Origin of the sequence: Halomonas caseinilytica (assembly GCF_001662285.1) — a bacterium.
Classification (GTDB): domain Bacteria; phylum Pseudomonadota; class Gammaproteobacteria; order Pseudomonadales; family Halomonadaceae; genus Halomonas; species Halomonas caseinilytica.
The window spans coordinates 59,419-83,206 of record NZ_BDEO01000007.1 but is presented as its reverse complement, the minus strand read 5'-3'; the positions used below and the strand labels follow the sequence as shown (position 1 = coordinate 83,206).

Below are 23,788 nucleotides of genomic sequence, written 5' to 3'. Positions count from 1 at the left end.
GATGGGCGCCCCGAATTCCGTAGATGCCCTGGCAGCGCCGTGACCATGCAAGATGCCGTGATGTTCGACTCTCATACCGACCGGAACCCCCGTGACGGCGGCGTTCACAACGCCGCCAAGGCCAAGCGCGAGTTCAACAAGCTGCAGAAGCGCCTGCGACGCCAGGTCGGCAACGCCATCATCGACTACGACATGATCCGCGAGGGCGACAAGGTGATGGTCTGCCTGTCCGGTGGCAAGGACAGCTACACCATGCTCGAGATCCTGCGCAACCTGCAGCGCAACGCCCCGGTCGACTTCTCGCTGGTGGCGGTCAATCTCGACCAGAAGCAGCCCGGCTTCCCCGAGCACGTGCTGCCCGAGTACCTGGAAGGCATCGGCGTCGATTATCACATTCTCGAGCGCGACACCTACTCGGTGGTCAAGGAGAAGACGCCTGAGGGCAAGACCACCTGCTCGCTGTGCTCGCGGCTGCGTCGTGGCTCGCTGTATGGCTATGCCGAGGAGATCGGCGCCAACAAGATCGCCCTAGGGCACCATCGCGAGGATATCCTGGAGACGCTGTTTCTCAACATGTTCTTCGGCGGCAGCCTGAAGTCGATGCCGCCCAAGCTGCTCTCCGACGATGGCAAGAACATCGTCATCCGCCCGCTGGCCTATTGCCGTGAGGCGGATATCGCCGAGTTCTCCCGGCGCATGGAATTCCCCATCATTCCCTGCAACCTGTGCGGTTCCCAGCCCAATCTTCAGCGCCAGGTGGTCAAGGAAATGCTGGCCGACTGGGAAGCCCGGCATCCCGGGCGCCTGGAGAGCATGTTCAAGGCGGTCACCAATGTGGCGCCGTCGCAGCTTGCCGACCGTGAGCTCTTCGACTTTGCCGGGCTCGAGGAGAAGCAGGCTCGGATGCAGGCCTCGCGTATCGACTTCACCGAGCTTTGATGGCTTTCAAGAACGCGACTGCATCGCTTTAAGGAAGAAGAACGGCGCTGCGTGCCTTTGAGAGGGCAGAATCCCCTTGGCGTCCCAACCCCTGGGGCCTAGCCTGTCTTCTCTCTTCTCTCTTCTCTCTTCTCTCTTCTCTCTTCTTAGTGCCCCGAATGCCCATCCATCGGGTTCTGCTCCATTTGGTCATGATTCATTTGATCATGGTTCATAGGGTCGTGATCCATTGTGCCCATGGACAGTACTCCCCAGAGTTGCCATAGGGCGAAGGCGATGATGGCCAGTGCCGCCAGGGTACGGGTAGCGGGATGGCGGATCAGCGCTCCCAACTGACGGGCGACCAGGCCGGTCGCCAGCAGGGCTGGCAGGGTGCCCAGGCCGAAGGCGCCCATCAGCAGGATGCCCTGGATGGGATCGGCAGTCGCCAGGCTCCAGGCCAGCATCGAGTAGACGAGGCCGCAGGGAAGCCAGCCCCATACGGCACCCAGTGCCACGGCCTGGGGCAGTTTCACCACCGGCATCAAGCGCTTGCCCATGGGCTCCAGGTGGCGCCAAAGATGTCGCCCGAGGGCTTCGAGGCGCAGCAAGCCCTTCCACCAGTTGGCAATGTAAAGCGCCATCAGGATCAGCATCACGGCGGCCAGCACCTGGAGTGCCAGGCGGGCGCCGGGTGCGATCTCGATCATGGTGCCGAGCAGGGCGATCAGGCCGCCTGCACACATGTAGCTGGTGATACGGCCCAGGTTGTAGCCCAGCAGTAGGCCGGCCAGGCGCGTTGGCTGGCGCATGCTGGGGGGGACGGCAAATGTCAGGGCACTCATGATGCCACCGCACATGCCGATGCAGTGGGCGCCTCCCAGCAGTCCGAAGACGAAGGCGGCCGCCAGGGGCGGGAGTTCCAGTCCGGTCGGATTCATGCGCCATTCTCCCGGTCTTGAGAAGGCCCGGTGGCATCGTCCTGCTGTCGGTGAACGGGGCGTGGCGCGGGCGGGTCATCCTCATCGAACAGGATGCGGTAGGCGGGCCCTTCCAGGTCGTCGAACTGGTCGTTGTTCACTGCCCAGAAGAAGGCCCAGACGGCCAGGCCGAGCAGGACGAGCGACAGTGGAATCAGGAGGTAGAGAACGCTCATGACGACACCGGGGTGATCAAGTGGCGAAAGCTCCCGGGGCGAGCCAGGCGCAGGGCGTTGCCCACCACCACCAGCGAGCTGAGGGACATGCCGATGGCGGCGAGCCAGGGAGGCACCAGGCCGCAGGCTGCCAGTGGCAGTGCCAGCAGATTATAGAACAAGGCCCAGCCGAGATTCTGTCGAATGACGCGCTGGGTGGCGCGGGCGATCCCGATCGCGTCAGCGACGCGCTGCAGTCGGGGTGTGAGCAGGATCACATCGGCCCGGGTGCGGGCCAGGTCGGTGGTGCCGTTCATGGCGAAGGCTACATCGGCACCGGCCAGTATCGGCACGTCATTGACGCCATCACCCACCATGGCGACGCGCTCGCCGCGTGCCTGGTGGTGGCGGAGTCGGGCCAGTTTGTCCTCCGGGCTCATCGCAGCCTGCCAGTCGTCGATGCCCAGCTGCTCGGCCAGGGCGCGAACCCGGGGCTCGGCGTCGCCGGAAAGCAGTTCCACCTCGATGCCGGCCAGACGCAACGTCGCCAGGGTGGTGTCGGCATCATCGCGTAGACGGTCCTCCAGGGCGAACCAGGCACGGGGGCGATCATTCTCGGCGAGCAACAGCCAGTGTCCGTCGTCGGGTGGTGCTGGCGCCGGGGAGGCGGCGAAGTCGGGGCGGCCTAGCCGCCAGCGGGTTCCCGCGATGCGGCCTTCGAGTCCGGCACCGGCCTGGCGGGTGACGTCATCGGCGACCACATCGGGCTGGCGGTACGGGTGGAAGGCGCGGGCAATGGGATGCTCCGAATGTGACTCGAGGGCCGCGGCGATGGCGCAAAGGTATCGCGGATCATCGTCCTCGAGGGTGCGGGTGTCGATGAGGCGCATCTCGCCGGTGGTCAGAGTGCCGGTCTTGTCGAAGATTACCCGGTCGATACCGTCCAGCGCTTCCAGGGCATCGGCGCGGGTCAGCAGGGCGCCGCGCCGATGCAGTCGGCCGTGGGCGGCGGTGAGCGCGGTGGGCGTGGCCAACGCCAGGGCGCAGGGGCAGGTGACGACCAGCACCGAAAGCGTGACCCAGAAGGCTCGGTCAGGGGCGATGAACCACCAGGCCAGGGCCACGACAGCGGCGATCAGCAGTACCTGGAGCACGAAGTGATGGGCCAGGCGCGCGCTCTTGAGCGCGATGCGTGGCCGGCTGGCGAAGGCTCGGTCGGTAAGGTCGAGAATGCCGGCGACCCGGGTGTCGCGACCGGCGTGGGTGATCCTCAGGGTCAGCGGGCTTTCGATATTCTGGCTGCCACCGGTGACAGCGTCGCCGACGCACCGTGCTACCGGTTGCGTTTCGCCGGTCATGGTCGATTCGTCGAGGCTGGAGGCACCGCTTTCGATCACGCCATCGGCGGGCACGACGTGTCCCGGCTTGACCAGTACCCGGTCGCCGGCGCGCAGTTCGCTGGCAGGGAGAAGGCGCGATTCGCCGTCGTCGTCGAGGCGTGTCGCCGAGACTGGCAGCAGCTCGGCCAGGGCATTGCCGGCGGCGCCGCCCCGGCGTCGTGCGCGGGCCTCGAGATGGCGTCCGAACAGCAGGAAGAAGGTGAACATGCTCACCGAGTCGAAATAGACCTCGCCCTGGCCGCTGACGACCGCCCAGGCGCTGGCCAGGTAGGCCGAGCCGATGGCCAGGGACACCGGAACATCCATGCCCAGGGAGCGGGCGCGCAGGTCGCGCCAGGCCTGCTGGAAGAAGGGCTGGGCCGCGTACAGCACCACCGGCGTGGTCAGCGCCAGGGCCAGCCAGTGAAAGAGGCGGTCGAAGTCGGCGTCGAGCCCGGCATCGCCCGCCAGATAGAAGGGCAGGGAGAACATCAGGGCCTGCATCATGCCCAGGGCGGCCACGATCAATCGGCGCATCTGCCGGTGAGACTCGCGTTGCAGGCGCTGCTGGGCCTCGTCCGGTTCAAAGGGGCGGGAGGGATAGCCGATAGCCGCGAGTTCGGCGAGCAGGCGTGAGAGGGCAATGCGGTGTGGTTCCCATTCCAGGCGCAGGCGGTGGTGAGTGAGATCGACGGCACTGCCGATGACGCCTTCGAGGGCGTTGAGTCGGTGCTCGATCAGCCAGGCGCAGGCCGCACAGGTGATGCCATCCACTGCCAGGGTCGTGTGGGCGCTGCTGTCGTCGCCTTGCACGAAGCGGGATTGAAGACCGGGATCGTCGAACAATGACCACTGCTCGGCGTGGATGTCATGCCGTTGCCGGGGGCGTTCGGGCAGGGCGGTTCGGAAGCGGTAGTAGCTTGCCAGGCCGCCATCGACGATGGCATGGGCCACGGCCTCGCAGCCGGGACAGCAGAGCCGGTAGCGACATTCGCCGATCTCGAGTGACCAGGGCGCATGCTCGGGAACCGGCTCGCCGCAGTGATAGCAGGTCCGGGCGTCCTCCACGAGGGTCTCGGCGCTGTCCGCCATGGCTCAGATACCCGGCGTCAGGGCAATGCTGCCCTCGTGGGGGAAGCGGGCCTCGCCGGTGAGGCGCCAGGCGGCGTCGTCGCCGGGCGTCGGCTGCAGGTGCAGATACCAGCGATAGCGCAAGGGGGCATCGAGGGTGCCGACGTAGCGCCCCTGCTGGACGCGTTGCAATGTCAGGTGGCGGTCGCGGCCATGTTCGGTGGGGAAGATCCAGGCCAGATGCAATTGCTCGGGACGTCGCTGGCCTTGCAGGTCGACGATCACGTCACCGGTGAGGGCATCGACACGCAGTTGAGCCGCCAGGCCCAGTTGGCCGGCCCTTTCCTGTTTGGCGAGCTGTTCGTTGATCGCCAGGCCGCGTCGATAATAGTCCTGTGCCACGGTGCCGTCGAAATAGCGGATCGAGGCGACCAGGTAGACCATGCTGAAGGTCACCGAGGAGGCCAGCAGGGCGATGATGAACCAGGGCCAGAACTGCTTGTACCAGGGCGTCACGGGAGGCGAGGTCGTGTGCATCAGGGAGTTCCTCCCAGAAAGCGGCTGTCGTGGACCAGCGAGATGTCGGCATCGAGCGCCTCGAGGCGCCACTGGATGTCATGGCTGGGCCGGTGAATGGCGTTGCGATCGACGCTGGCCTCGACCACCAGCTGGCGGGACTGACCGGCGGGGACGGCGAGTCGCCGTCTGTCCAGACGCAGTCCGTCAAGCCCCGAGGCGGAGAGACGATAGCGGTGATCGACGTTGTCCAGGTTGCGTACGGTCAGGGTATAGACGTTGGCGATATTGCCCTGGGAGGTCATCCGGAACAGGTGTTGACGGTCTCGCTCCACGTCGAGGTCGAGCGGCGTGCGGTCGGCGAGGTTCCCGGCGAACAGGGCGAGCATCGCCAGCAGTGCCACCAGGTAGCCGAGCAGGCGCGGCCGGCCCATTCGTGTCGGCTTGCCGGCCAGGGCGTTTTCGGTGGTGTAACGGATCAGGCCGCGAGGCCGACCGAGTCGGTCCATCACGCCGTCGCAGGCATCGATGCAGGCCGCGCAGTCGATGCAGGCATGCTGCAGGCCCTCGCGAATATCGATGCCGGTGGGACATACCTGAACGCAGAGCCCGCAGTCGACGCAGTCGCCCGGTTCCGTGGCCTGGGTGCCGGTTTCCCGGCGGCGGGGTGCACGCGGCTCGCCACGGCCGGCGTCGTAGGAGACGGTCAGGGTGTCGCGGTCGAACATCACGGCCTGGAACCGCGCGTAGGGGCACATGTGCAGGCAGACCTGTTCACGCAACCAGCCGGCATTGAGGTAGGTGAACGAGGCAATCAGGGCGAGCCAGAAATACGCCCAGCCGCTGGCTTCCAGGTATGGCAGGGCCATGACCAGATCGCGGATCGGTGTGAAGTAGCCGATGAAGGTAAGGCTGGTGGCCAGCGCGATGGCGAGCCAGAGGGCGTGCTTGAGCCCCTTGCGGCATGCCGTGTCGACATCCAGGGGGCGTCGGTCGCGTTTGAGGCGTCGGTGGCGAGGGCCTTCGAGCCGGTGCTCGACCCAGATGAACCACCAGGTCCAGACGCTCTGCGGGCAGGCATAACCGCACCACAGGCGGCCGGCGAGCACGGTGACGAAGAATAGGGCGAAGGCGGCGATGATCAGCAGCCATGAGAGCAGCATGAACTCCTGTGGATAGAAGGTCATGGTGAAGAGGTGAAAGGCGCGGCCGGGCAGGTCGAACCAGATCGCCGGTCGCCCGTCGAGCGAAACCCAGGGCAGCGCAAAGAACGCTGACACCAGCAGTGTGTCGAGACCGCGCCGCCAGCGCTGGAAGCGCCCCCGGACCTCGCGCACCTGGATGTGTCGGCGAGGCTCGTAGAGCGAATGACCGAGCTCCGTGACGGGGATTCGGTCGTCGGCTTCGCGATACGCAATGTCCTGGGTCATGCCATCCTCCCGCCTCGGCGGCGCCTTGATGACGTCTCAGTCGACGCTTTCCGGGGCTTGGCGACTCAACTGGTAGACGTAGGCGGCCACCAGGTGAACCTTGTCCTCGCCGAGATAATCGACCTGCGCTGGCATCTGCCCGTTGCGCCCGTTGCGCAGGGTCTCGAGCACTGCGGCTTCGAGCGACTGGTCGGCTCCCTGGTAGAGCCAGGCGTCGTCGGTCAGGTTCGGTGCGCCCATCATCGGATTGCCGGTCCCGTCCGGCTGGTGGCAGCTGGCGCACATGGCGGTGAAGACCTCGCGTCCCTTTTCCGTCCGCGCCGGGTCGGTGGCCTTGCCCGACAGCGACAGCACGTGCTGGGTGACGTCGACGAGCGTCTCTTCGCCCAGGTGCTCCCAGGCTGGCATGGCACCGCTGCGACCCTGGGTGATGGAGGTGACGATGTCTTGCGGTGAGCCGCCGTAGAGCCAGGCATCGTCGCTGAGGTCGGGAAAGCCGTTGCCACCTCGGGCATTGCTGCCGTGACAGATGGCGCAGTTGTTGAGAAAAAGCCGTTCACCCACCTGCATGGCCTCGGCATCATTCGCCAGCTCGGCGATGGGGCGTTCGGCGTAGCTGGCGAAGATCGGTGCGTAGCGGGCCTCGGCCTGCTGCATCTCGCTGTCCCACTGGGCTTCCTGGCTCCAGCCCAGCAGGCCGGCGAAGTTGCCGAGCCCTGGGTAGAGGGCCAGGTAGCCGAGAGCGAAGAGCACCGTGCCGACATAGAGCTTGAACCACCAACGCGGCAGGGGGTTGTCATATTCCTCGATGCCATCGGCGGCATGGTCGGTGGTGGCCACATGGCCCTCGGCATCGGGCTGCTTGTCGGTCTTGCGGTTGGCGAACAGCAGCCAGGCGCTGAGCGCGATGGTGCCCAGCGTGATGACGATGATCCAGGCGCTCCAGAAGCCGGAAAGGTCGTTGCTCCAAAGCGAATTCATGCCTTCCTGCCTCCCTTGTCGTGTCGGTTCTCGGCCGCTCGCTCGGGCGGTGTGTCGTGCTCCACGATGGGGTCATCGGCGAAGGGCAGTCGGGCCGCTTCGTCGAACTCCGCTCGGCGGCCTTTCGAGTAAGCCCAGATCGTGAGCCCGATGAAGGCGACAATCAGCAGGATGATGATGATGCCGTTCAGCGTTCCGGTATCCATGATCAGCGCTTGTCCTCGAGCACGGTGCCAAGTTGTTGCAGATAAGCCACCAGGGCGGTGATCTCGCTCTTGCCCTCGACCGCTTCCCGGGCGCTGGCGATCTGCTCGTCGTCGTAGGGCACCCCGAGTGACTGGAGGGCACGCATCTTGTCGCCGATATGGTCGCCATCGAGGGTGTTGTCGAATAGCCAGGGGTAGGCGGGCATCACCGAGCCCGGCACCACGTCACGCGGGTTGTAGAGGTGTGCACGGTGCCAGTCGTCGCTGTAGCGCCCACCGACCCGGGCCAGGTCGGGGCCGGTACGCTTGGAGCCCCACAGGAAGTTGTATTCGTAGACGGACTCGCCGGCCACGCTGTAGTGCCCGTAGCGCTCCGTCTCGGCCCGGAAGGGACGCACCATCTGCGAGTGGCAGCCGACACAGCCCTCGCGTCGATAGATGTCGCGACCGGCCAGCTCCAGCGGGGAGAGCGGCTCGAGGCCCTCGACGGGTTCGGTGGTCTGCTTCTGAAAGAACAGCGGCACGATTTCCGCCAGGCCGCCGAAGCTGATGACAACCAGGATCAGTACGGCGAGCAGGCCGACGTTCTTTTCGACGATCTCGTGTCTCATGGGATTCTCCGTCGGCTCAGGCGGTCTGCGGCAGGGGACGTTCGGCACCGGTCGGTTGACGGCGCAGGGTCATGGCGACGTTGTAGGCCATGAGCAGCATGCCGATGACCCAGAACATGCCGCCGATCATGCGGACTGCATAGCCCGGACCGCTGGCCTCGACGGACTCCATGAAGCTGTACATCAAGGTTCCGTCGTCGTTGACCGCGCGCCACATCAGGCCCTGGAGTATGCCGTTGACCCACATGGCAGCGATGTAGAGCACCGTGCCGATGGTCGAGAGCCAGAAGTGCACGGCGATCAAGCGCACCGAATGCATCCGGGTCTCGCCGACCAGACGAGGAACCATGTGATACATCGAGCCGATGGTGATCATCGCGACCCACCCAAGCGCGCCGGAGTGCACATGGCCGATGGTCCAGTCGGTGTAGTGGGAGAGGGCATTGACGGTCTTCACGGCCATCATCGGCCCTTCGAAGGTCGACATGCCGTAGAAGGAAAGGGCCACCACCAAAAAGCGCAGGGTGGGGTCGGTGCGCAGTTTGTGCCAGGCACCGGAGAGGGTCATCATGCCGTTGATCATGCCGCCCCAGGAGGGGGCCAGCAGGATGATCGACAGCACCATGCCGAGCGACTGTGTCCAGTTGGGCAGGGCGGTGTAGTGCAGGTGGTGCGGGCCGGCCCACATGTAGACCATGATCAGCGCCCAGAAGTGCACGATCGACAATCGGTAGGAGTAGACCGGTCGTTCGGCCTGCTTGGGCACGAAGTAGTACATCATGCCCAGGAAGCCGGCGGTCAGGAAAAACCCTACGGCGTTGTGGCCGTACCACCATTGGGTCATGGCGTCGATGGCGCCTGGGTAGATCGAGATCGAGTACATCGCGGAGACGGGAATGGCCGCGTTGTTGACGATGTGCAGCACCGCCACGGTGAGAATGAAGGCGGCGAAGAACCAGTTGGCCACGTAGATATGCGAGGTCTGGCGTCGCTTGATGGTGCCCAGAAAGACGATGGCGTAGACGATCCACACCACGGCGAGCAGCAGGTTGATCGGCCACTCGAGCTCGGCGTATTCCTTGGTCGTGGTGTAGCCCATCGGCAGGGTGATCAAGGCCGAGAGGATCACTGCCTGCCAGCCCCAGAAGGTGAAGGCCGCGAGCCGGTCGGACCAGAGCCGGGCCTGGCAGGTGCGCTGCACCACGTAGTAGGACGTCGCGAACAGCGCCGATCCGCCGAAGGCAAAGATCACCAGGTTGGTGTGGAGAGGGCGCAGGCGGCCGAAGCTCGTCCAGGGCAGGCCGAGGTTGAGTTGCGGCCACACCAGTTGCGAGGCGATGACAAGGCCGCAGGACATGCCCACGATGCCCCAGATCACCGTCATGACCGCGAACTGTCGGACCACCTTGTAGTTGTAGGTCGGGTGCTCGAATGCGTTGTTCATGCGGGTTTCCATCCAACTCCAGTCTGTCGACGTGTCGGTCAGCCTCGCCTGTCTCTTGGCATGCCGATTCGCAGGAGTCTAGCCGAGTCGATCCATCAAATGAATACATTTATATAATCATTTGGTACACAATATAGGCAATACAGTGTCAACAGAAAGTATGAGAAGCATCGACAGTCTCGATGTCGACGAGCTGAGCCAAGCGCTCGAACAGGGCGCGGGATGCGTCGAGGGTCCCGAAGCACTCGGCCCGCTCCAGGTGCAGGGCGAGTGCCGGACAGGGTGCCTGCTGCTGGCGCATGGCGCCGGTGCCGGACAGGATTCCCCCTTTCTGGTCGAGCTTCGGCGTGCCCTGGCCGATGCCGGGGTACAGACCCTGGCCATCGAGTTCGAGTACCTGCGTCGCATGCGCCGCGAGGGACGGCGCCGGCCGCCGCCCCGCATCGAGCGGCTGGTCGAGGAACTGGCGAGGTGGCAGGAGGCTCTGTCGCCCCATCTGGAAACGCCGCTGTGGCTGGGCGGCAAGTCCATGGGTGGGCGCGTGGCCAGCATGCTGGCGGCTCGGGACGGGGCGGCTGGCCTGGCGCTGTGCGGTTATCCTTTTCATCCGCCGCGTCGTCCGGAGCGACGGCGGCTCGACCATTGGCCGGCATTGCGGTGCCCGACCTTGGTGATGCAGGGAGAGCGTGATCCCTTCGGTACCCGGGAAGAAGTCGACGGCTATGACCTGCCCGATGTCGCTGAGGTGCACTGGCTGAAGGATGGCGAGCACGACTGGCGACCACGGCGTGCCTCGGGCCTGACCCAGAGCGAATTGATCCGCGAGGGCGCGCGCGGCATTGCCGCCTTCATGGCGCGCCACGCATGACGAGCTTCTCGTCGTGCGCGACATGAATCGGGGCTCCCGCTGGAGCCGGTGTCTCGCGCCTGCCAGTGCTTCCAAGTAGATGATAGAGGCGGGATTCTCCACGGGCGTCAGTCGGGGAGAGGCGAAAAAAACGCGTTGACAATGAGCGCCGTCCCTGTAGAATGCAGCGCCACGTGACCGGGGGTGGTTAGCTCAGCTGGGAGAGCACCAGCCTTACAAGCTGGGGGTCACAGGTTCGATCCCTGTACCACCCACCATGACGAAGTCATGCCCGATCATGTCGCAGGTAGCGAAAGCGGACCGGTAGTTCAGTTGGTTAGAATGCCGGCCTGTCACGCCGGAGGTCGCGGGTTCGAGTCCCGTCCGGTCCGCCATCCATCCTGTGTCGCCAGTCGTCTTGTGGACCGGTAGTTCAGCTGGTTAGAATGCCGGCCTGTCACGCCGGAGGTCGCGGGTTCGAGTCCCGTCCGGTCCGCCACGATGACAAGCGAAACAATCCAGGCAGTAAACGCGTGGGCGGTTAGCTCAGTTGGTTAGAGCACCAGCCTCACATGCTGGGGGTCACTGGTTCGAGTCCAGTACCGCCCACCACGCGGACCGGTAGTTCAGTTGGTTAGAATGCCGGCCTGTCACGCCGGAGGTCGCGGGTTCGAGTCCCGTCCGGTCCGCCATCTGCTCACGAATTCCAGGCCCGAGTCGAAAGACTCGGGCCTTTCGCGTGCGTGAGTGTCGAGATCGACTATCCTCCTTGGGCGAATGCCCGGGCTTTGCGGAACCCGAGCGACTATCATACAGTTGTTTGAATTTCCGTTGCCCGACCATGAGGACTCGACCGTGACCGCATATCCGCATCTGTTTCGCCCCATCACGCTCGGACACCTGACCCTGCCCAATCGCGTGCTGATGGGCTCGATGCATACCAACCTGGAAGAAGCGCCGAATGGTTTCGAGCGCCTGGCTGCCTTTTATGCCGAGCGGGCCAGAGAGGGCGTGGGGCTGATCGTCACCGGCGGCATCGCGCCGAACCCTCAAGGCGCGGTCTTCCAGGGCGCGGCGACTCTGGAGCGGCCCGAGCAGGTGGCCGACCATCGCAAGGTGACCGACGCCGTGCATGCCGAACAAGGTCGGATCTGTCTGCAGATCCTGCATGCCGGGCGTTATGCCTATACGTCCGAGCCGGTGGCGCCTTCGCCGATTCAGGCGCCGATCAATCCGTCGACACCGCGCGAGCTGAGTCGTGACGAGGTTGCCTCGACCATCGACGACTATGTGCGCTGCGCCAGCCTGGCGCGTGAAGCAGGCTATGACGGTGTCGAGGTGATGGGCTCAGAAGGCTATCTCATCAATCAGTTCATCTGCCGGCGCACCAATCGGCGCGAGGATGAATGGGGCGGTGATCTCGCAAACCGCATTCGCTTTCCGGTGGAAATCGTACGGCGAATACGTGCCGAGCTGGGCGATGACTTTCTCATCGTCTTCCGGTTGTCGATGATCGATCTGGTCGAAGAAGGCAGTACCTCCGAGGACGTGGTGGCGCTGGGACGCGCCGTGGAGAAAGCCGGGGCGGATGTCGTCAATACCGGCATCGGCTGGCACGAGGCGCGGGTGCCGACCATCGTCACCAGTGTGCCGCGAGCGGCGTTCAGCGAGGTGACTCGCCGCATGCGTGATGCGCTGTCGATTCCGTTGATCACCACCAATCGCATCAACATGCCCGAGGTGGCCGAGCGGGTGCTCGCCGAGGGGCAGGCCGATATGGTTTCCATGGCGCGGCCCTTCCTGGCGGATCCGGCCTGGATCGCCAAGGCCCGTGACGGTCGGAGCGAGGAGATCAACACCTGCATCGCCTGCAACCAGGCCTGCCTGGATCACACCTTTCAGGGCAAGCTGACGTCCTGTCTGGTCAATCCCCAGGCCTGCCACGAGACCGAGCTGGTCATCGAGCCGGCCGGAGAGGCGAGGTCCGTCGCTGTGGTGGGAGGAGGCCCGGCCGGGCTGGCGGCCGCCGTGACGGCTGCCCGGCGGGGCCATGCGGTGACGCTGTTCGAGCGTCAGTCCGAGCTGGGCGGCCAGTTCAACTATGCTCGGCGGATTCCCGGCAAGGAGGAGTTCGATGAAACCCTGCGTTACTTCCGGGTAATGCTGGATCGCCATCAGGTGAGCGTGCGCCTCGGCATGGCGCCCAGCGTGCATGACCTGAGGGCCTTCGATGAGGTGGTGCTGGCCACCGGTGTGCGGCCCCGACGTCTGGACTTGCCCGGCATCGATCATCCCAAGGTGATGTCCTACCCGGCGGCCATCGTGCACGCCGAGCGCGTCGGGCCGCGTGTGGCCATCATCGGCGCGGGAGGGATCGGCTTCGATGTGGCGGAACTGCTGACCCATGCCGGGCATCCTGCCCTGGATGTCGAGGCCTGGTGCGAAGAGTGGGGGGTCGATCTGACGGTGTCGACGCCGGGCGGGCTGCGCGAGCCGCGTCGGCCGACGGTGCCGCGCCGCGTCACGTTGCTGCAGCGCAAGACCTCCAAGCCTGGCAAGGGGCTGGGCACCACCACCGGCTGGGTACATCGGGCCTCGCTGCGTCATCGTGGCGTCGAGACGCTGGTCGGGTGTGAGTACGTGGGGGTCGACGACGAGGGCCTGCACATCCGCCAGGACGGCGAGCCGCGCCTGATCGAGGCGGATACCGTGGTGGTCTGTGCCGGTCAGGAGTCGGTGCGCGACGATCTCGAGGCGTTGCATGAGGCAGGCGTCTCGGTGCATGTCATCGGCGGTGCTGACAAGGCGGCGGAACTGGACGCCAAGCGGGCCATCGACCAGGGGACTCGGGTGGCCGCCGCGCTCTGAGTGCGAGGCGTCGAATCCATGCGACCATTTTCCACGAACCACAAGGCGGCTTCCGGGTTCATAGGGATATAGGGTGGTGGCAGGAAAGTAGTGGCGAGTAATGTAGTGGCGGAAGAGTCGTGGCAGGCTGCTGCGTTGAAGAATGAAGAATCGTTGTCCGCTAATGCTGTCTACGCTGAAGTTACCGATCCCCGGCAGGTTCGCCGACAGTCATGGCCGGGGCGCCGGGTCTAAAGGAGGCTTCGATGAGCATCTTCGATCATGTGCAGAACCGCTATGCCCGTACCCAGCAGGAGGAGATGAGCCTGCAGGAGTACCTGGAACTCTGTCGGGAGCAGCCTTCGGCCTATGCCAACGCCGCCGAGCGCATACTGGAGGCCATCGGCGAGCCCGAGGTGATCGACACGGCCAAGGATCCGAGGCTGGCGCGGATCTTCTCGAACAAGGTGATCCGCCGCTACCCCGCCTTCGAGGAGTTCTACGGCATGGAAGAGGCCATCGAGCAGATCGTTGCCTACTTCCGGCATGCCGCTCAGGGCCTTGAGGAGCGCAAGCAGATTCTCTACCTGTTGGGGCCGGTCGGTGGTGGCAAGTCGTCGCTCGCCGAGCGTCTCAAGCTCCTGATGGAGCGGGTGCCCTTCTATGCGCTCAAGGGATCGCCGGTGCAGGAATCGCCGCTCGGCCTGTTCTCCCCCGAAGAGGATGGTGAGCTGCTGGAGAAGGAATACGGCATTCCCCGGCGTTGCCTGAAGAGCGTGATGTCGCCCTGGGCGGCCAAGCGTCTCCAGGAATTCGGCGGCGATCTCTCCCAGTTCCGGGTCGTGCGCCTTTACCCGTCGCGGCTCAACCAGATCGCCATCTCCAAGACCGAGCCGGGCGACGAGAACAATCAGGACATTTCCTCGCTGGTCGGCAAGGTCGACATCCGTCAACTGGAGCTCTACTCCCAGGACGACCCCGATGCCTACAGCTTCTCGGGCGGGCTGTGCAAGGCCAACCAGGGGCTGATGGAATTCGTCGAGATGTTCAAGGCGCCGATCAAGGTGCTGCATCCGCTGCTCACTGCCACCCAGGAGGCCAACTACAACCCCACCGAAGGCATGGGGGCGATTCCCTTCGATGGCATCATCCTGGCGCATTCCAACGAGAGCGAGTGGCAGACCTTCCGCAACAACCGCAACAACGAGGCTTTCCTCGACCGCGTCTACATCGTCAAGGTGCCGTATTGCCTGAGGGTCAGCGAGGAAATCAACATCTACAAGAAGCTGCTCGAGCATTCCTCGCTCAACGAGGCGCCCTGTGCGCCGGATACCCTGCGCATGCTGGCGCAGTTCTCGGTGCTCTCGCGGCTCAAGGAGCCGGAAAACTCCAGCATCTACTCCAAGATGCGTGTCTATGATGGCGAGAACCTCAAGGACACCGATCCCAAGGCCAAGTCGATCCAGGAGTATCGCGACAATGCCGGCGTGGACGAGGGGATGGACGGCCTCTCGACCCGCTTCGCCTTCAAGATCCTGTCCAAGGTGTTCAACTTCGATAACCACGAGGTGGCCGCCAATCCGGTGCATCTGCTCTACGTGCTCGAGCAGCGTCTCGAGCAGGAGCAGCTGCCCCGCGAGACCTTCGAGCGCTACCTGCGCTATATCAAGGAATTCCTGGCGCCGCGCTATGTGGACTTCATCGGCAAGGAGATCCAGACGGCCTATCTGGAGTCGTACTCCGAGTACGGCCAGAACATCTTTGACCGCTATGTCACCTATGCCGACTTCTGGATTCAGGATCAGGAGTATCGTGATCCCGAGACCGGCGAGCTGTTCGATCGTCAGTCCCTCAACGAGGAGCTGGAGAAGATCGAGAAACCGGCCGGGATCTCCAATCCCAAGGATTTCCGTCACGAGGTGGTGAATTTCGTGCTCAGGGCCCGGGCCCAGAACAACGGCATGAACCCGAGCTGGCAGTCCTACGAGAAGCTGCGCGGGGTGATCGAGCACAAGATGTTCGCCAACACCGAGGAGCTGCTGCCGGTGATCTCCTTCAACGCCAAGGCATCGACGGCCGACCAGAAGAAACATGAAGACTTCGTGGCACGCATGGTCGACCGCGGTTACACCGAGAAGCAGGTGCGCTTGCTCTCCGAATGGTATCTGCGGGTGCGCAAGTCGCAGTAGCCCGGGCTGCGGGCGGCGACCTGATGCTACCGGTCAAGCGCGGGGAGGGCGGCCTGGGCCGTCGCTCCCCGTGGTGAGCAGCGCCCAGAGGAGGTCAGCATGACGTATTTCATCGACCGTCGGGCCAATGCCAAGAACAAGAGTGCGGTCAACCGCCAGCGGTTCCTCGATCGTTATCGCGGACACATCAAGCGTTCCGTCGAGGAAGCGGTCAACCGCCGTTCCATCACCGACATGGGACGTGGCGAGAAAGTCTCGATACCGACTCGGGACATTTCCGAGCCGGTGTTCCAGCATGGTCCCGGTGGTCGGCGCACCATCATCGCGCCGGGCAACAAGGAGTTCGTCGAGGGGGACCGGCTGCGTCGCCCCGGTGGCGGCGGCGGTGGAGACGGTGCCGGCGAGGGTGGTGCCTCGAATCAGGGCGAAGGCATGGACGAGTTTGCCTTCACCCTGACCCGTGAGGAGTTCCTGGATTTCGTCTTCGATGGGCTGGAGCTGCCGCACCTGGAGCGCAAGCCGCTGGTCGATCTGGACGAGGTGAAACCGGTGCGCGCCGGCTTGACCCGGGATGGGGTGCCGGCACGCATCAACATCGTGCGCTCCATGCGTGAGGCGCATGCCCGTCGCATCGCCATGCGCGGGCCGATCAAGCGGGCGTTGCGCGAGGCGCGGGAAGCGCTGGAAGCCGAGGAGCGCAAGGACCCGGTGCTGCGCAATCCGGCGCGTATCGACGAACTCAAGGCCGAGATCGAGCGGCTCGAGAAGCGCCTGGAGGCGGTGCCCTTCATCGATACCTATGATCTGCGCTACAACAATGTGATCAATCAGCCCCAGCCGTCCAGCAAGGCGGTGATGTTCTGCGTGATGGATGTCTCCGGGTCGATGACCCAGGCCCACAAGGACATCGCCAAGCGCTTCTTCCTGCTGCTCTACCTCTTTCTTGAGCGCAACTACGAGCGGGTCGAGCTGGTCTTCGTGCGCCACCATACCGCCGCCAAGGAAGTCGACGAGGAGGAGTTCTTCTACTCCCGGGAAACCGGCGGCACCATCGTCTCGAGCGCCCTGACGCTGGTCGACGAGATCATCGAGGCACGCTATCCGCCGAGCCAGTGGAATCTCTACGTGGCCCAGGCCTCCGATGGCGACAACTGGGACGATGACTCCCTGACCTGTCGCGACCTGCTGGTGAATTCGCTGATGCCGAGGCTGCAGTACTTCACCTATGTCGAGATCACGCCCCATGCCCATCAGGCACTGTGGGAGGAATACGAGCGTGTGGAAGCCGAGTATGCCGACCGCTTCGCCATGCGCCAGATCGTCGAGGCCGGCGACATCTACCCGGTGTTCCGCGAGTTGTTCCGGCGTCGCGCCGCCCAGTCCTGAGGCGAGGCCAAGGAGGCAGCATGACCGATCGCAAGCCCATCGCCACCGGTTCCGACTGGAGTTTCGAGATCCTCACCGAGTTCGAGGAGGAGATCGCACGTCTGGCCGACGAGTATCGGCTGGATACCTATCCCAACCAGATCGAGATCATCACCACCGAGCAGATGATGGATGCCTACGCCAGCGTCGGCATGCCGGTGGGGTATCACCACTGGTCCTTCGGCAAGCAGTTCCTGGCCGTGGAGCAAGCCTACCGGCGCGGACAGATGGGGCTGGCCTATGAGCTGGTGATCAATTCCGACCCCTGCATCGCCTACCTGATGGAGGAGAACACCCTGATGATGCAGGTGTTGGTGATGGCTCACGCCTGCTATGGACACAACTCCTTCTTCAAGGGCAATTATCTGTTCCGGACCTGGACCGATGCCGGCTCCATCGTCGATTACCTGTTGTTCGCCCGTCGTTACATCGCCGAGTGCGAGGAACGTTACGGCGTGACTGCCGTGGAGCAGCTTCTGGACGCCTGCCATGCCCTGCAGAACCATGGGGTCGACCGTTACAAGCGACCCTCGCCGATTTCCGCCGAGGAGGAGGAGCGTCGCCAGAAGGAACGAGAAGCCTACCTGCAGGCCCAGGTGAATACCCTGTGGCGGACGATTCCCGAGCGCGCCTCGGCAGGCGAGGGAGTCGGGGAGCGCGATGATGAGGAAGATCCTCTGGGGCTGCACGCCGGTGGGCGCTATCCGCCCGAGCCTCAGGAGAACCTGCTCTACTTCATCGAAAAGAATGCGCCGCTGCTGGCGCCCTGGCAGCGTGAAGTGGTGCGCATCGTGCGCAAGCTCGCGCAGTACTTCTACCCGCAGCGCCAGACGCAGGTGATGAACGAAGGTTGGGCGACCTTCTGGCACTATACCTTGATGAATCGCATGTTCGACGATGGTGTCGTGGACGAGGGGCTGATGCTGGAATTCCTTCAGTCGCACACCGCCGTGGTGCAGCAGCCACCCTTCGACAGCCCGGCCTTCAATGGCATCAACCCCTATGCCCTGGGCTTTGCCATGTTCTCCGACATCCGGCGCATCTGTGAGTCGCCCACCGAGGAAGATCGCGAATGGTTTCCCGATACCGCCGGCAGCGACTGGCGGGAGACGCTGCACTTCGCCATGCGCAACTTCAAGGACGAATCCTTCATCCAGCAGTTCCTGTCACCCAAGGTGATTCGCGATCTCAAGCTGTTCAAGGTCGTCGACGATGACCAGGACGAGATGCTCGAGGTGACGGCAATACACGATGAGCGTGGTTACCGGCGTATCCGGGAGGCGCTGGCGTCCCAGTATGCTCTCTCGGTGCGGGAGCCGAACATCCAGGTCTATTCGGCGGACATACGAGGTGATCGTTCGCTGACCTTGCGCCATGTCCAGGACAATCGTCGGCCCTTGGCGCGCAGCGTCTACCCGGTGATGCGCCACCTGCACCAGCTGTGGGGCTTCCCGGTCAAGCTGGAGTCGATCGAGCAGGGCGAGGTGGTGCGTCGTTATCAATGGCCGCTGCCTGAGGACGAGGATTCGGAGTCGCCTGGGTCAAGCTGATGGCGAGGCGCGACGCTGCTATAATCGCCGCAGTCGCGGTGGTCTGCACTATCGCGTATCGTTCAGCCAAGGACAGCCGAGGAGTGCCCGATGCAGAATGCCGTGATCCTGATCAATGCCGAGAAGGGCAAGATCCAGTCGGTGGCCGAGCGCCTGGCGGAGGTCGAGGGCATCAGCGAGGTGTTCTCCACCTGCGGTCGTTACGACCTGGTGGCCATCGCGCGCACCCGGGACTTCGAGAGCCTGGCCGAGCTGGTGACCGGACGGCTCGATGAGGTGGAGGGGATTCGCGAGACCGAGACCCTCAATGCCATGCAGGTGCATTCACGCCACGACCTCGAGACCATGTTCTCGCTCGGTTGGTAACACGCCCCCTTCGTTGCCGAGGCAAGGTGTCTCGGTACCCTGACTGGAACGGATTCCCCCGGATGTTGCGTCATACTTTCCTGCGTCGCATGATGCGGCGCGCTGGCGTCGCCGTGCTGTTCGCGGCGGTTGGCAGCGGCCTGTGGTACATGCAGGAGCGCGAGGTGCGCGATCGGCTGAGCTGGATGGGCGTGCCGACCTGGGCGGAGGTGACGCCGCTGAGCTTGCATCGCGTCCTGCGCAACGACGGCTATCTGCTGGGCTGGTCGGATCTGCGGGTGAGTCCGCTATGGGTGAGCAATGTTCTGCATGAGGTGGAGAATCCCCATGCGGGGGAGCGCCCGGGATTTCGACAGGACTGGCGCAGCCTCTGGCCGGTCACGCCGGACAGTTACGCGCACAGCGGCTATGATCGGGGACATCTGGCGCCCAATTATGCCATTGCCGTGGTGCATGGTCGTGATGCCCAGCGCGATACCTTCCTGATGAGCAACATGACGCCGCAGCGCCCGGATCTGAATCGCCGTCTCTGGCAGCGTCTCGAGGAGGTGGTGATCGATCGCTTCGTGCCGCGTCTGGGTACGCTCCAGGTGATCGCCGGCCCTGTGTTCGATGACGATTTCCTGGATGGCATGCTGAATCGCGTGGGGTTGGTGGAAGTGCCGGAGGCCTTCTACAAGATCCTGGTGGTGCCTGGGGAGCGGCCTCGGGCGCTGGCATTCCTGATGCCCCAGGACGTGAACGGTGATGAGCCCCTGGATCGCTTCGTGGTCAGTATCGACGAGATCGAGGCGCGCACTGGGCTGGATTTCTTTCCGCAGCTTTCGCCGGCGGCGGCCGAGTCGCTGGAAGCCGGCGTGGCCACCGAGGGCTGGGGGCTCGAGGAAGTGGCGCGATTGCCAGGCCGCTTCTGACTGTCGGGACGCTGACATTCAGGCACAAAAAAACCGCGATCTGTCGTCGCGGTTTCCTGTGGGGTGCTTCGTGTGGTGCTCTTTCATTCACAGCTGCATGACGCGGGTGTGGTGCCCAGGAGAGGACTTGAACCTCCACGTCCGTAAGGACACTAGCACCTGAAGCTAGCGCGTCTACCAATTCCGCCACCTGGGCGCATCATGCATCGTCGTGTTCCGGGCATCGCTGGCGCGATTATGGTGCCCAGGAGAGGACTTGAACCTCCACGTCCGTAAGGACACTAGCACCTGAAGCTAGCGCGTCTACCAATTCCGCCACCTGGGCGAACACGAACGAATCGAGCTGATAAAGAGCATGATACCCAAAACATGATCGAGAGGGTATCGATGGTGCCCAGAAGAGGACTTGAACCTCCACGTCCGTAAGGACACTAGCACCTGAAGCTAGCGCGTCTACCAATTCCGCCATCTGGGCAAGTGGCGCGTATGTTACCGAATTCTGGCGATAATGCAAGCCCCGTGTGCGTGCTCGAGTGCGGGCTGAGACGCGCTGGTCTCTCGGTATAGTTGCAGTATGGTTGGGTGATGGGCGTGGCGGCGCTATACTGCCGCCCATGACACCATATTCCGATTGCCACAACGATTGCCCGCGGCACCCGCGCGTCACGCAACGCATGCCGTCCCCGACCCTGCCAAGGATGCTCCCCGCATGACCCACTGGACGCTCGAAGACGACGCGCACGCCAGTCGCGAGGCCCACAAGTACGACAAGCCCGCTCCCAGTCGCGAATACCTGTTGGCGCGCCTGGAAGAATGCGGCAAACCCATCACTCACGAGGCCATGAGCCAGATGCTGGGCCTCGAGGACGAGGATCTCCAGGAAGCGGTACGTCGGCGACTGGCGGCCATGGAGCGCGATGGGCAGGTGCTGCGCAATCGCCGCGGCGCCTATGCCCTGATCGACAAGCTCGATCTGATCAAGGGCAAGGTGCTTGGCCATCGTGACGGTTTCGGCTTTCTGCTGCGCGACGATGGCAAGAAACCCGACCTGGTGATACCGCCGCGCCAGATGCGTCGCGTCTTCCATGATGATCATGTGCTGGTGCGCATCAGCGGGCGCGATCGGCGCGGACGTGACGAGGCGACCATCGTCGAGGTGCTGGCGCGCAATACCCAGACCATTGTTGGCGTATATCGTCAGAACACGCCCGAGTTCGGGGTGTTGATTCCCGAGAACTCGCGTATCACCCAGGAAGTGATCATCCCGCATAACGCCAATGGCGGTGCACAGGATGGACAGGTGGTCTCGGCGAACATCGTCAAGCAACCCGATACCCGCGTGCAGCCGGTCGGCGAGGTCAGCGAGGTGCTCGGCGAGCGCATGGATCCCGGCATGGAAATCGACATCGCCCTGCGCAGCTACGAGATTCCCTCGGAGTTTCCCCCGGAAGTGCTGGACCAGATCGCCAGCATGTCCGACGAGGTGGCCGAGGACGACAAGCAGCAGCGGATCGACTTGCGTGACTATCCCCTGGTGACCATCGACGACGAGTCCGCCAAGGACTTCGACGATGCCGTCTGCGCCTGGAAGACCAAGTCCGGTAGCTGGAAGCTGCTGGTGGCCATCGCCGACGTTTCCCACTATGTGCGTCCGGGCAGCCCCTTGGATCAGGAAGCCATCGTCCGCGGCAACTCGGTGTACTTCCCGGGGCAGGTAGTGCCGATGCTGCCGGAGCTGCTCTCCAATGGCCTGTGCTCCCTGAATCCCGATGTCGACCGCCTGGCCCTGGTCTGCGAGATGAATATCTCCAAGAGCGGCGCCATCAGCCGGTATCGTTTCTTCGAAGCGGTCTTCCGCTCCCACGCCCGGCTGACCTACAACAAGGTCGCCTCGATCCTCGAGGATGAGGGAGAAGAGGCCGATGCGCTGCGCGAGCAGTATCGTGACCTGGTGCCGTCGCTGAAGAACCTGCATTCGCTCTACAAGGTGTTGCGCCAGGCTCGGGAGGAGCGCGGCGCCATCGACTTCGAGACCACCGAGACGGCCATCGTCTTCAATGACGAGCGCAAGATCGAGAAGATCGTGCCGCGTTCTCGCAACGATGCCCACAAGATCATCGAGGAGTGCATGCTGGCGGCCAACGTCGCCACCGCTCGCTTCCTCGACAAGCATGACCTGCCGGCGCTGTATCGCATTCATGAACGCCCCTCGCCGGAGCGTCTCGACAAGCTGCGCTTGTTCCTGGCCGAGCTCGGGCTCTCGCTGGGCGGCGGTGACGAGCCGACGCCGCAGGATTACCGGGACCTGGCCGAGACGATCAAGGGGCGCGATGACGCCGACATCATCCAGACGGTCATGCTGCGCTCCATGAGCCAGGCGGTCTATTCGCCCCAGAACGAGGGGCACTTCGGCCTGGCCTATCCGGCTTATGCGCACTTCACGTCGCCGATTCGCCGCTACCCGGACCTGCTCGTGCACCGGGCCATTCGTTCGGTGATCCGTGGACCGCGCCAGACCAACACCGTGCTGCGTGCCGAGAATCCGCCGGTGGAGCCACCCAGCAAGTGGTGTCCCTATACCTTCGAGCAGATGCTGGAGCTGGGTGAGCATTGCTCGATGACCGAGCGCCGTGCCGACGACGCCACACGCGACGTGGAGGGCTGGCTCAAGTGCGAGTTCATGTCCGACAAGCTGGGCGAGGTCTATGAAGGCACCATTGCCTCGGTGACCCAGTTCGGCATCTTCGTGCGCCTCGATGAGGTGTATGTCGAGGGGCTGGTGCACGTCACTTCGCTGCCTTCCGACTACTACCACTACGAGCCGGAGAAGCATCGCCTCAAGGGCGAGCGCAGCGGCATGAGCTATCGGCTCGGCGACGGCGTGACCGTCCAGGTGGCACGGGTCGATCTGGACGACCGTAAGATCGATTTCGAGCTGGCCGACGAGAAGCCGCGTCCGCGCCGCGCGCCCAAGCGCCGCTCCAAGCGCAATGACGCCGCCGACAAGCCGAAGGCCCCGTCACATGCCAAGGGCAACGATGGCGGCAAGGGCAACGATGGCAGCCACAAGGGCGAAGAGGGCGGCAAGAAGCGCCGCCGCCGTGGTCCGCGTCGCCGCTGAGCGGTGAGGCCTCTTCCAGCGACGAGACATTTCTCATGAGCAAGCACTCCCGCCGCCGAGGGGCCCAGGCCCCCGGCGGGCTAGATGCGGTCTATGGCGTTCACGCCGTGCGCGCCCTGATCGAACGTGGCGAGATGCCTCGCGAGCTCTGGGTCCAGGACGGTGACGCATCCGAGCGTCTGGCCGAGCTGGTCGCGCTCGCCCGCGACGGCAACGTCAAGGTGGTGACACAGCCGCGTGACACCCTCGATCGTCTCGCCCAGGGCGCCGTGCACCAGGGCGTGGTGGCCTTCTGCCCGCCCTTGGCCTTCGAACCCGAAGCATCGCTCTGGCACCGTCTCCAGGGCTGGTCGGCCGAGGCCGCGCCGCTGCTGCTGGTGCTCGATGGCATCACCGATGTGCACAATTTCGGCGCTTGTCTGCGCAGTGCCGATGCCGCCGGCGCCCATGGCGTGGTGGTGCCCAAGGATCGGGCCGCGCCGCTCAATGCCACGGTGCGCAAGGTGGCCTGCGGGGCTGCCGAGAGCGTGCCCGTCTATCGAGTGACCAATCTGGCGCGTGCGCTCGCCCGGATGAAGGAGATGGGCGTCTGGGTGACAGGCACTGCTGGAGAGGCCGAGGCGGAGTTGTATGATGCGGACTTCACCGGCGCCACGGCACTGGTGATGGGCGCCGAAGGCAAGGGCATGCGGCGGCTGACCCGGGAAGCCTGCGATGGCCTGGTCAAGTTGCCCATGGCAGGACAGGTGGCCAGCCTCAATGTGTCGGTGGCCACCGGCATCTGCCTGTTCGAGGCGGTACGGCAGCGAGGGGCGGGGCAGCGCTGAGACGAAACTCG

19 protein-coding genes and 8 tRNA genes are annotated in these 23,788 nt (G+C 64.3%); 15 read left to right on the top strand and 12 right to left on the bottom strand.

Going from position 1 to position 23,788, the window contains the following annotated elements; all coding sequences use genetic code 11:
- The first annotated feature begins 60 nt into the window (after positions 1 to 60).
- Complete coding sequence (gene ttcA, locus HSDC_RS08145) at positions 61 to 939, top strand: tRNA 2-thiocytidine(32) synthetase TtcA (protein ID WP_064699443.1); 879 nt, start codon at positions 61 to 63, stop codon at positions 937 to 939.
- 146 nt (positions 940 to 1,085) lie between these two features.
- On the opposite strand, the gene HSDC_RS08140 is transcribed toward ttcA, so the two are convergent.
- From HSDC_RS08140 to ccoN, 9 genes are read right to left on the bottom strand one after another with little or no spacing between them, the layout of a single operon-like run.
- Positions 1,086 to 1,859 carry a sulfite exporter TauE/SafE family protein gene (locus tag HSDC_RS08140; protein ID WP_064699442.1) on the bottom strand — a complete coding sequence of 258 codons (774 nt, stop codon included), beginning with the start codon at positions 1,857 to 1,859 and terminating at the stop codon, positions 1,086 to 1,088.
- A complete protein-coding gene (gene ccoS / locus HSDC_RS08135) occupies positions 1,856 to 2,074 on the bottom strand; it encodes a cbb3-type cytochrome oxidase assembly protein CcoS (protein ID WP_064699441.1) in 219 nt (72 codons plus the stop codon). Before ccoS ends, HSDC_RS08140 begins: the two co-directional genes overlap by 4 nt.
- Positions 2,071 to 4,524, bottom strand: a complete 2,454-nt coding sequence (locus HSDC_RS08130; RefSeq protein ID WP_064699440.1) for a heavy metal translocating P-type ATPase — start codon at positions 4,522 to 4,524, stop codon at positions 2,071 to 2,073. The genes ccoS and HSDC_RS08130 overlap by 4 nt, the downstream gene beginning before the upstream one ends.
- A gap of 3 nt (positions 4,525 to 4,527) precedes the next feature.
- A complete protein-coding gene (locus tag HSDC_RS08125; protein ID WP_064699439.1) occupies positions 4,528 to 5,040 on the bottom strand; it encodes a FixH family protein in 513 nt (170 codons plus the stop codon).
- The gene (gene ccoG / locus HSDC_RS08120; protein WP_064699438.1) at positions 5,040 to 6,449 is read right to left on the bottom strand and encodes a cytochrome c oxidase accessory protein CcoG; all 1,410 of its coding nucleotides are present in this window, start codon (positions 6,447 to 6,449) and stop codon (positions 5,040 to 5,042) included. The genes HSDC_RS08125 and ccoG overlap by 1 nt, the downstream gene beginning before the upstream one ends.
- Positions 6,450 to 6,485: 36 nt before the next feature.
- Positions 6,486 to 7,430: a cytochrome-c oxidase, cbb3-type subunit III gene (gene ccoP, locus HSDC_RS08115; protein WP_064699437.1), complete on the bottom strand. Its 945-nt coding sequence runs from the start codon at positions 7,428 to 7,430 to the stop codon at positions 6,486 to 6,488.
- Complete coding sequence (locus tag HSDC_RS08110; protein ID WP_064699436.1) at positions 7,427 to 7,636, bottom strand: CcoQ/FixQ family Cbb3-type cytochrome c oxidase assembly chaperone; 210 nt, start codon at positions 7,634 to 7,636, stop codon at positions 7,427 to 7,429. Before HSDC_RS08110 ends, ccoP begins: the two co-directional genes overlap by 4 nt.
- A gap of 2 nt (positions 7,637 to 7,638) precedes the next feature.
- Positions 7,639 to 8,247: a cytochrome-c oxidase, cbb3-type subunit II gene (gene ccoO / locus HSDC_RS08105; protein ID WP_064699435.1), complete on the bottom strand. Its 609-nt coding sequence runs from the start codon at positions 8,245 to 8,247 to the stop codon at positions 7,639 to 7,641.
- Positions 8,248 to 8,263: 16 nt separating this feature from the next.
- Positions 8,264 to 9,691: a cytochrome-c oxidase, cbb3-type subunit I gene (ccoN, locus tag HSDC_RS08100; RefSeq protein WP_064699434.1), complete on the bottom strand. Its 1,428-nt coding sequence runs from the start codon at positions 9,689 to 9,691 to the stop codon at positions 8,264 to 8,266.
- A 160-nt stretch (positions 9,692 to 9,851) separates the two neighbouring features.
- Here ccoN and HSDC_RS08095 point away from each other — a divergent pair, with 160 nt between their 5' ends.
- From HSDC_RS08095 to HSDC_RS08040, 12 genes are all read left to right on the top strand, one after another.
- Positions 9,852 to 10,559: an alpha/beta family hydrolase gene (locus HSDC_RS08095; protein ID WP_064699433.1), complete on the top strand. Its 708-nt coding sequence runs from the start codon at positions 9,852 to 9,854 to the stop codon at positions 10,557 to 10,559.
- Positions 10,560 to 10,740: 181 nt separating this feature from the next.
- A tRNA-Val gene (locus HSDC_RS08090) sits at positions 10,741 to 10,816 on the top strand.
- Positions 10,817 to 10,856: 40 nt separating this feature from the next.
- Positions 10,857 to 10,933 (top strand) — tRNA-Asp (locus HSDC_RS08085).
- 27 nt (positions 10,934 to 10,960) lie between these two features.
- Positions 10,961 to 11,037: transfer RNA gene (locus HSDC_RS08080), tRNA-Asp, on the top strand.
- Positions 11,038 to 11,073: 36 nt separating this feature from the next.
- A tRNA-Val gene (locus HSDC_RS08075) sits at positions 11,074 to 11,150 on the top strand.
- Positions 11,151 to 11,153: 3 nt separating this feature from the next.
- Positions 11,154 to 11,230, top strand: a tRNA-Asp gene (locus HSDC_RS08070).
- Between the two features lie 163 nt (positions 11,231 to 11,393).
- Complete coding sequence (locus tag HSDC_RS08065) at positions 11,394 to 13,406, top strand: NADPH-dependent 2,4-dienoyl-CoA reductase (RefSeq protein WP_064699432.1); 2,013 nt, start codon at positions 11,394 to 11,396, stop codon at positions 13,404 to 13,406.
- A gap of 245 nt (positions 13,407 to 13,651) precedes the next feature.
- Entirely contained in the window at positions 13,652 to 15,574 is a 1,923-nt protein-coding gene (locus HSDC_RS08060) for a PrkA family serine protein kinase (protein WP_064699431.1), read from the top strand.
- 99 nt (positions 15,575 to 15,673) lie between these two features.
- A complete protein-coding gene (locus HSDC_RS08055; protein WP_064699430.1) occupies positions 15,674 to 16,960 on the top strand; it encodes a YeaH/YhbH family protein in 1,287 nt (428 codons plus the stop codon).
- Positions 16,961 to 16,980: 20 nt separating this feature from the next.
- A complete protein-coding gene (locus HSDC_RS08050; protein WP_064699429.1) occupies positions 16,981 to 18,549 on the top strand; it encodes a SpoVR family protein in 1,569 nt (522 codons plus the stop codon).
- Positions 18,550 to 18,639: 90 nt separating this feature from the next.
- The gene (locus HSDC_RS08045) at positions 18,640 to 18,915 is read left to right on the top strand and encodes an Lrp/AsnC family transcriptional regulator (protein ID WP_064699428.1); all 276 of its coding nucleotides are present in this window, start codon (positions 18,640 to 18,642) and stop codon (positions 18,913 to 18,915) included.
- Positions 18,916 to 18,977: 62 nt separating this feature from the next.
- Positions 18,978 to 19,829 (top strand): DNA/RNA non-specific endonuclease, encoded by an 852-nt coding sequence (locus HSDC_RS08040; protein ID WP_064699427.1) that lies wholly within the window; start codon positions 18,978 to 18,980, stop codon positions 19,827 to 19,829.
- Between the two features lie 109 nt (positions 19,830 to 19,938).
- Here the strand turns inward: HSDC_RS08040 and HSDC_RS08035 are convergent.
- From HSDC_RS08035 to HSDC_RS08025, 3 genes are all read right to left on the bottom strand, one after another.
- Positions 19,939 to 20,025 (bottom strand) — tRNA-Leu (locus tag HSDC_RS08035).
- A 42-nt stretch (positions 20,026 to 20,067) separates the two neighbouring features.
- Positions 20,068 to 20,154, bottom strand: a tRNA-Leu gene (locus HSDC_RS08030).
- Positions 20,155 to 20,217: 63 nt separating this feature from the next.
- Positions 20,218 to 20,304: transfer RNA gene (locus HSDC_RS08025), tRNA-Leu, on the bottom strand.
- Positions 20,305 to 20,538: 234 nt separating this feature from the next.
- On the opposite strand from HSDC_RS08025, the gene rnr reads away from it, so the two are divergent.
- Complete coding sequence (rnr, locus tag HSDC_RS08020; RefSeq protein WP_064699426.1) at positions 20,539 to 22,950, top strand: ribonuclease R; 2,412 nt, start codon at positions 20,539 to 20,541, stop codon at positions 22,948 to 22,950.
- Positions 22,951 to 22,985: 35 nt separating this feature from the next.
- Positions 22,986 to 23,777, top strand: coding sequence for a 23S rRNA (guanosine(2251)-2'-O)-methyltransferase RlmB (rlmB, locus tag HSDC_RS08015; RefSeq protein ID WP_064699425.1), 792 nt, complete (start codon positions 22,986 to 22,988; stop codon positions 23,775 to 23,777).
- Positions 23,778 to 23,788 lie beyond the last annotated feature (11 nt).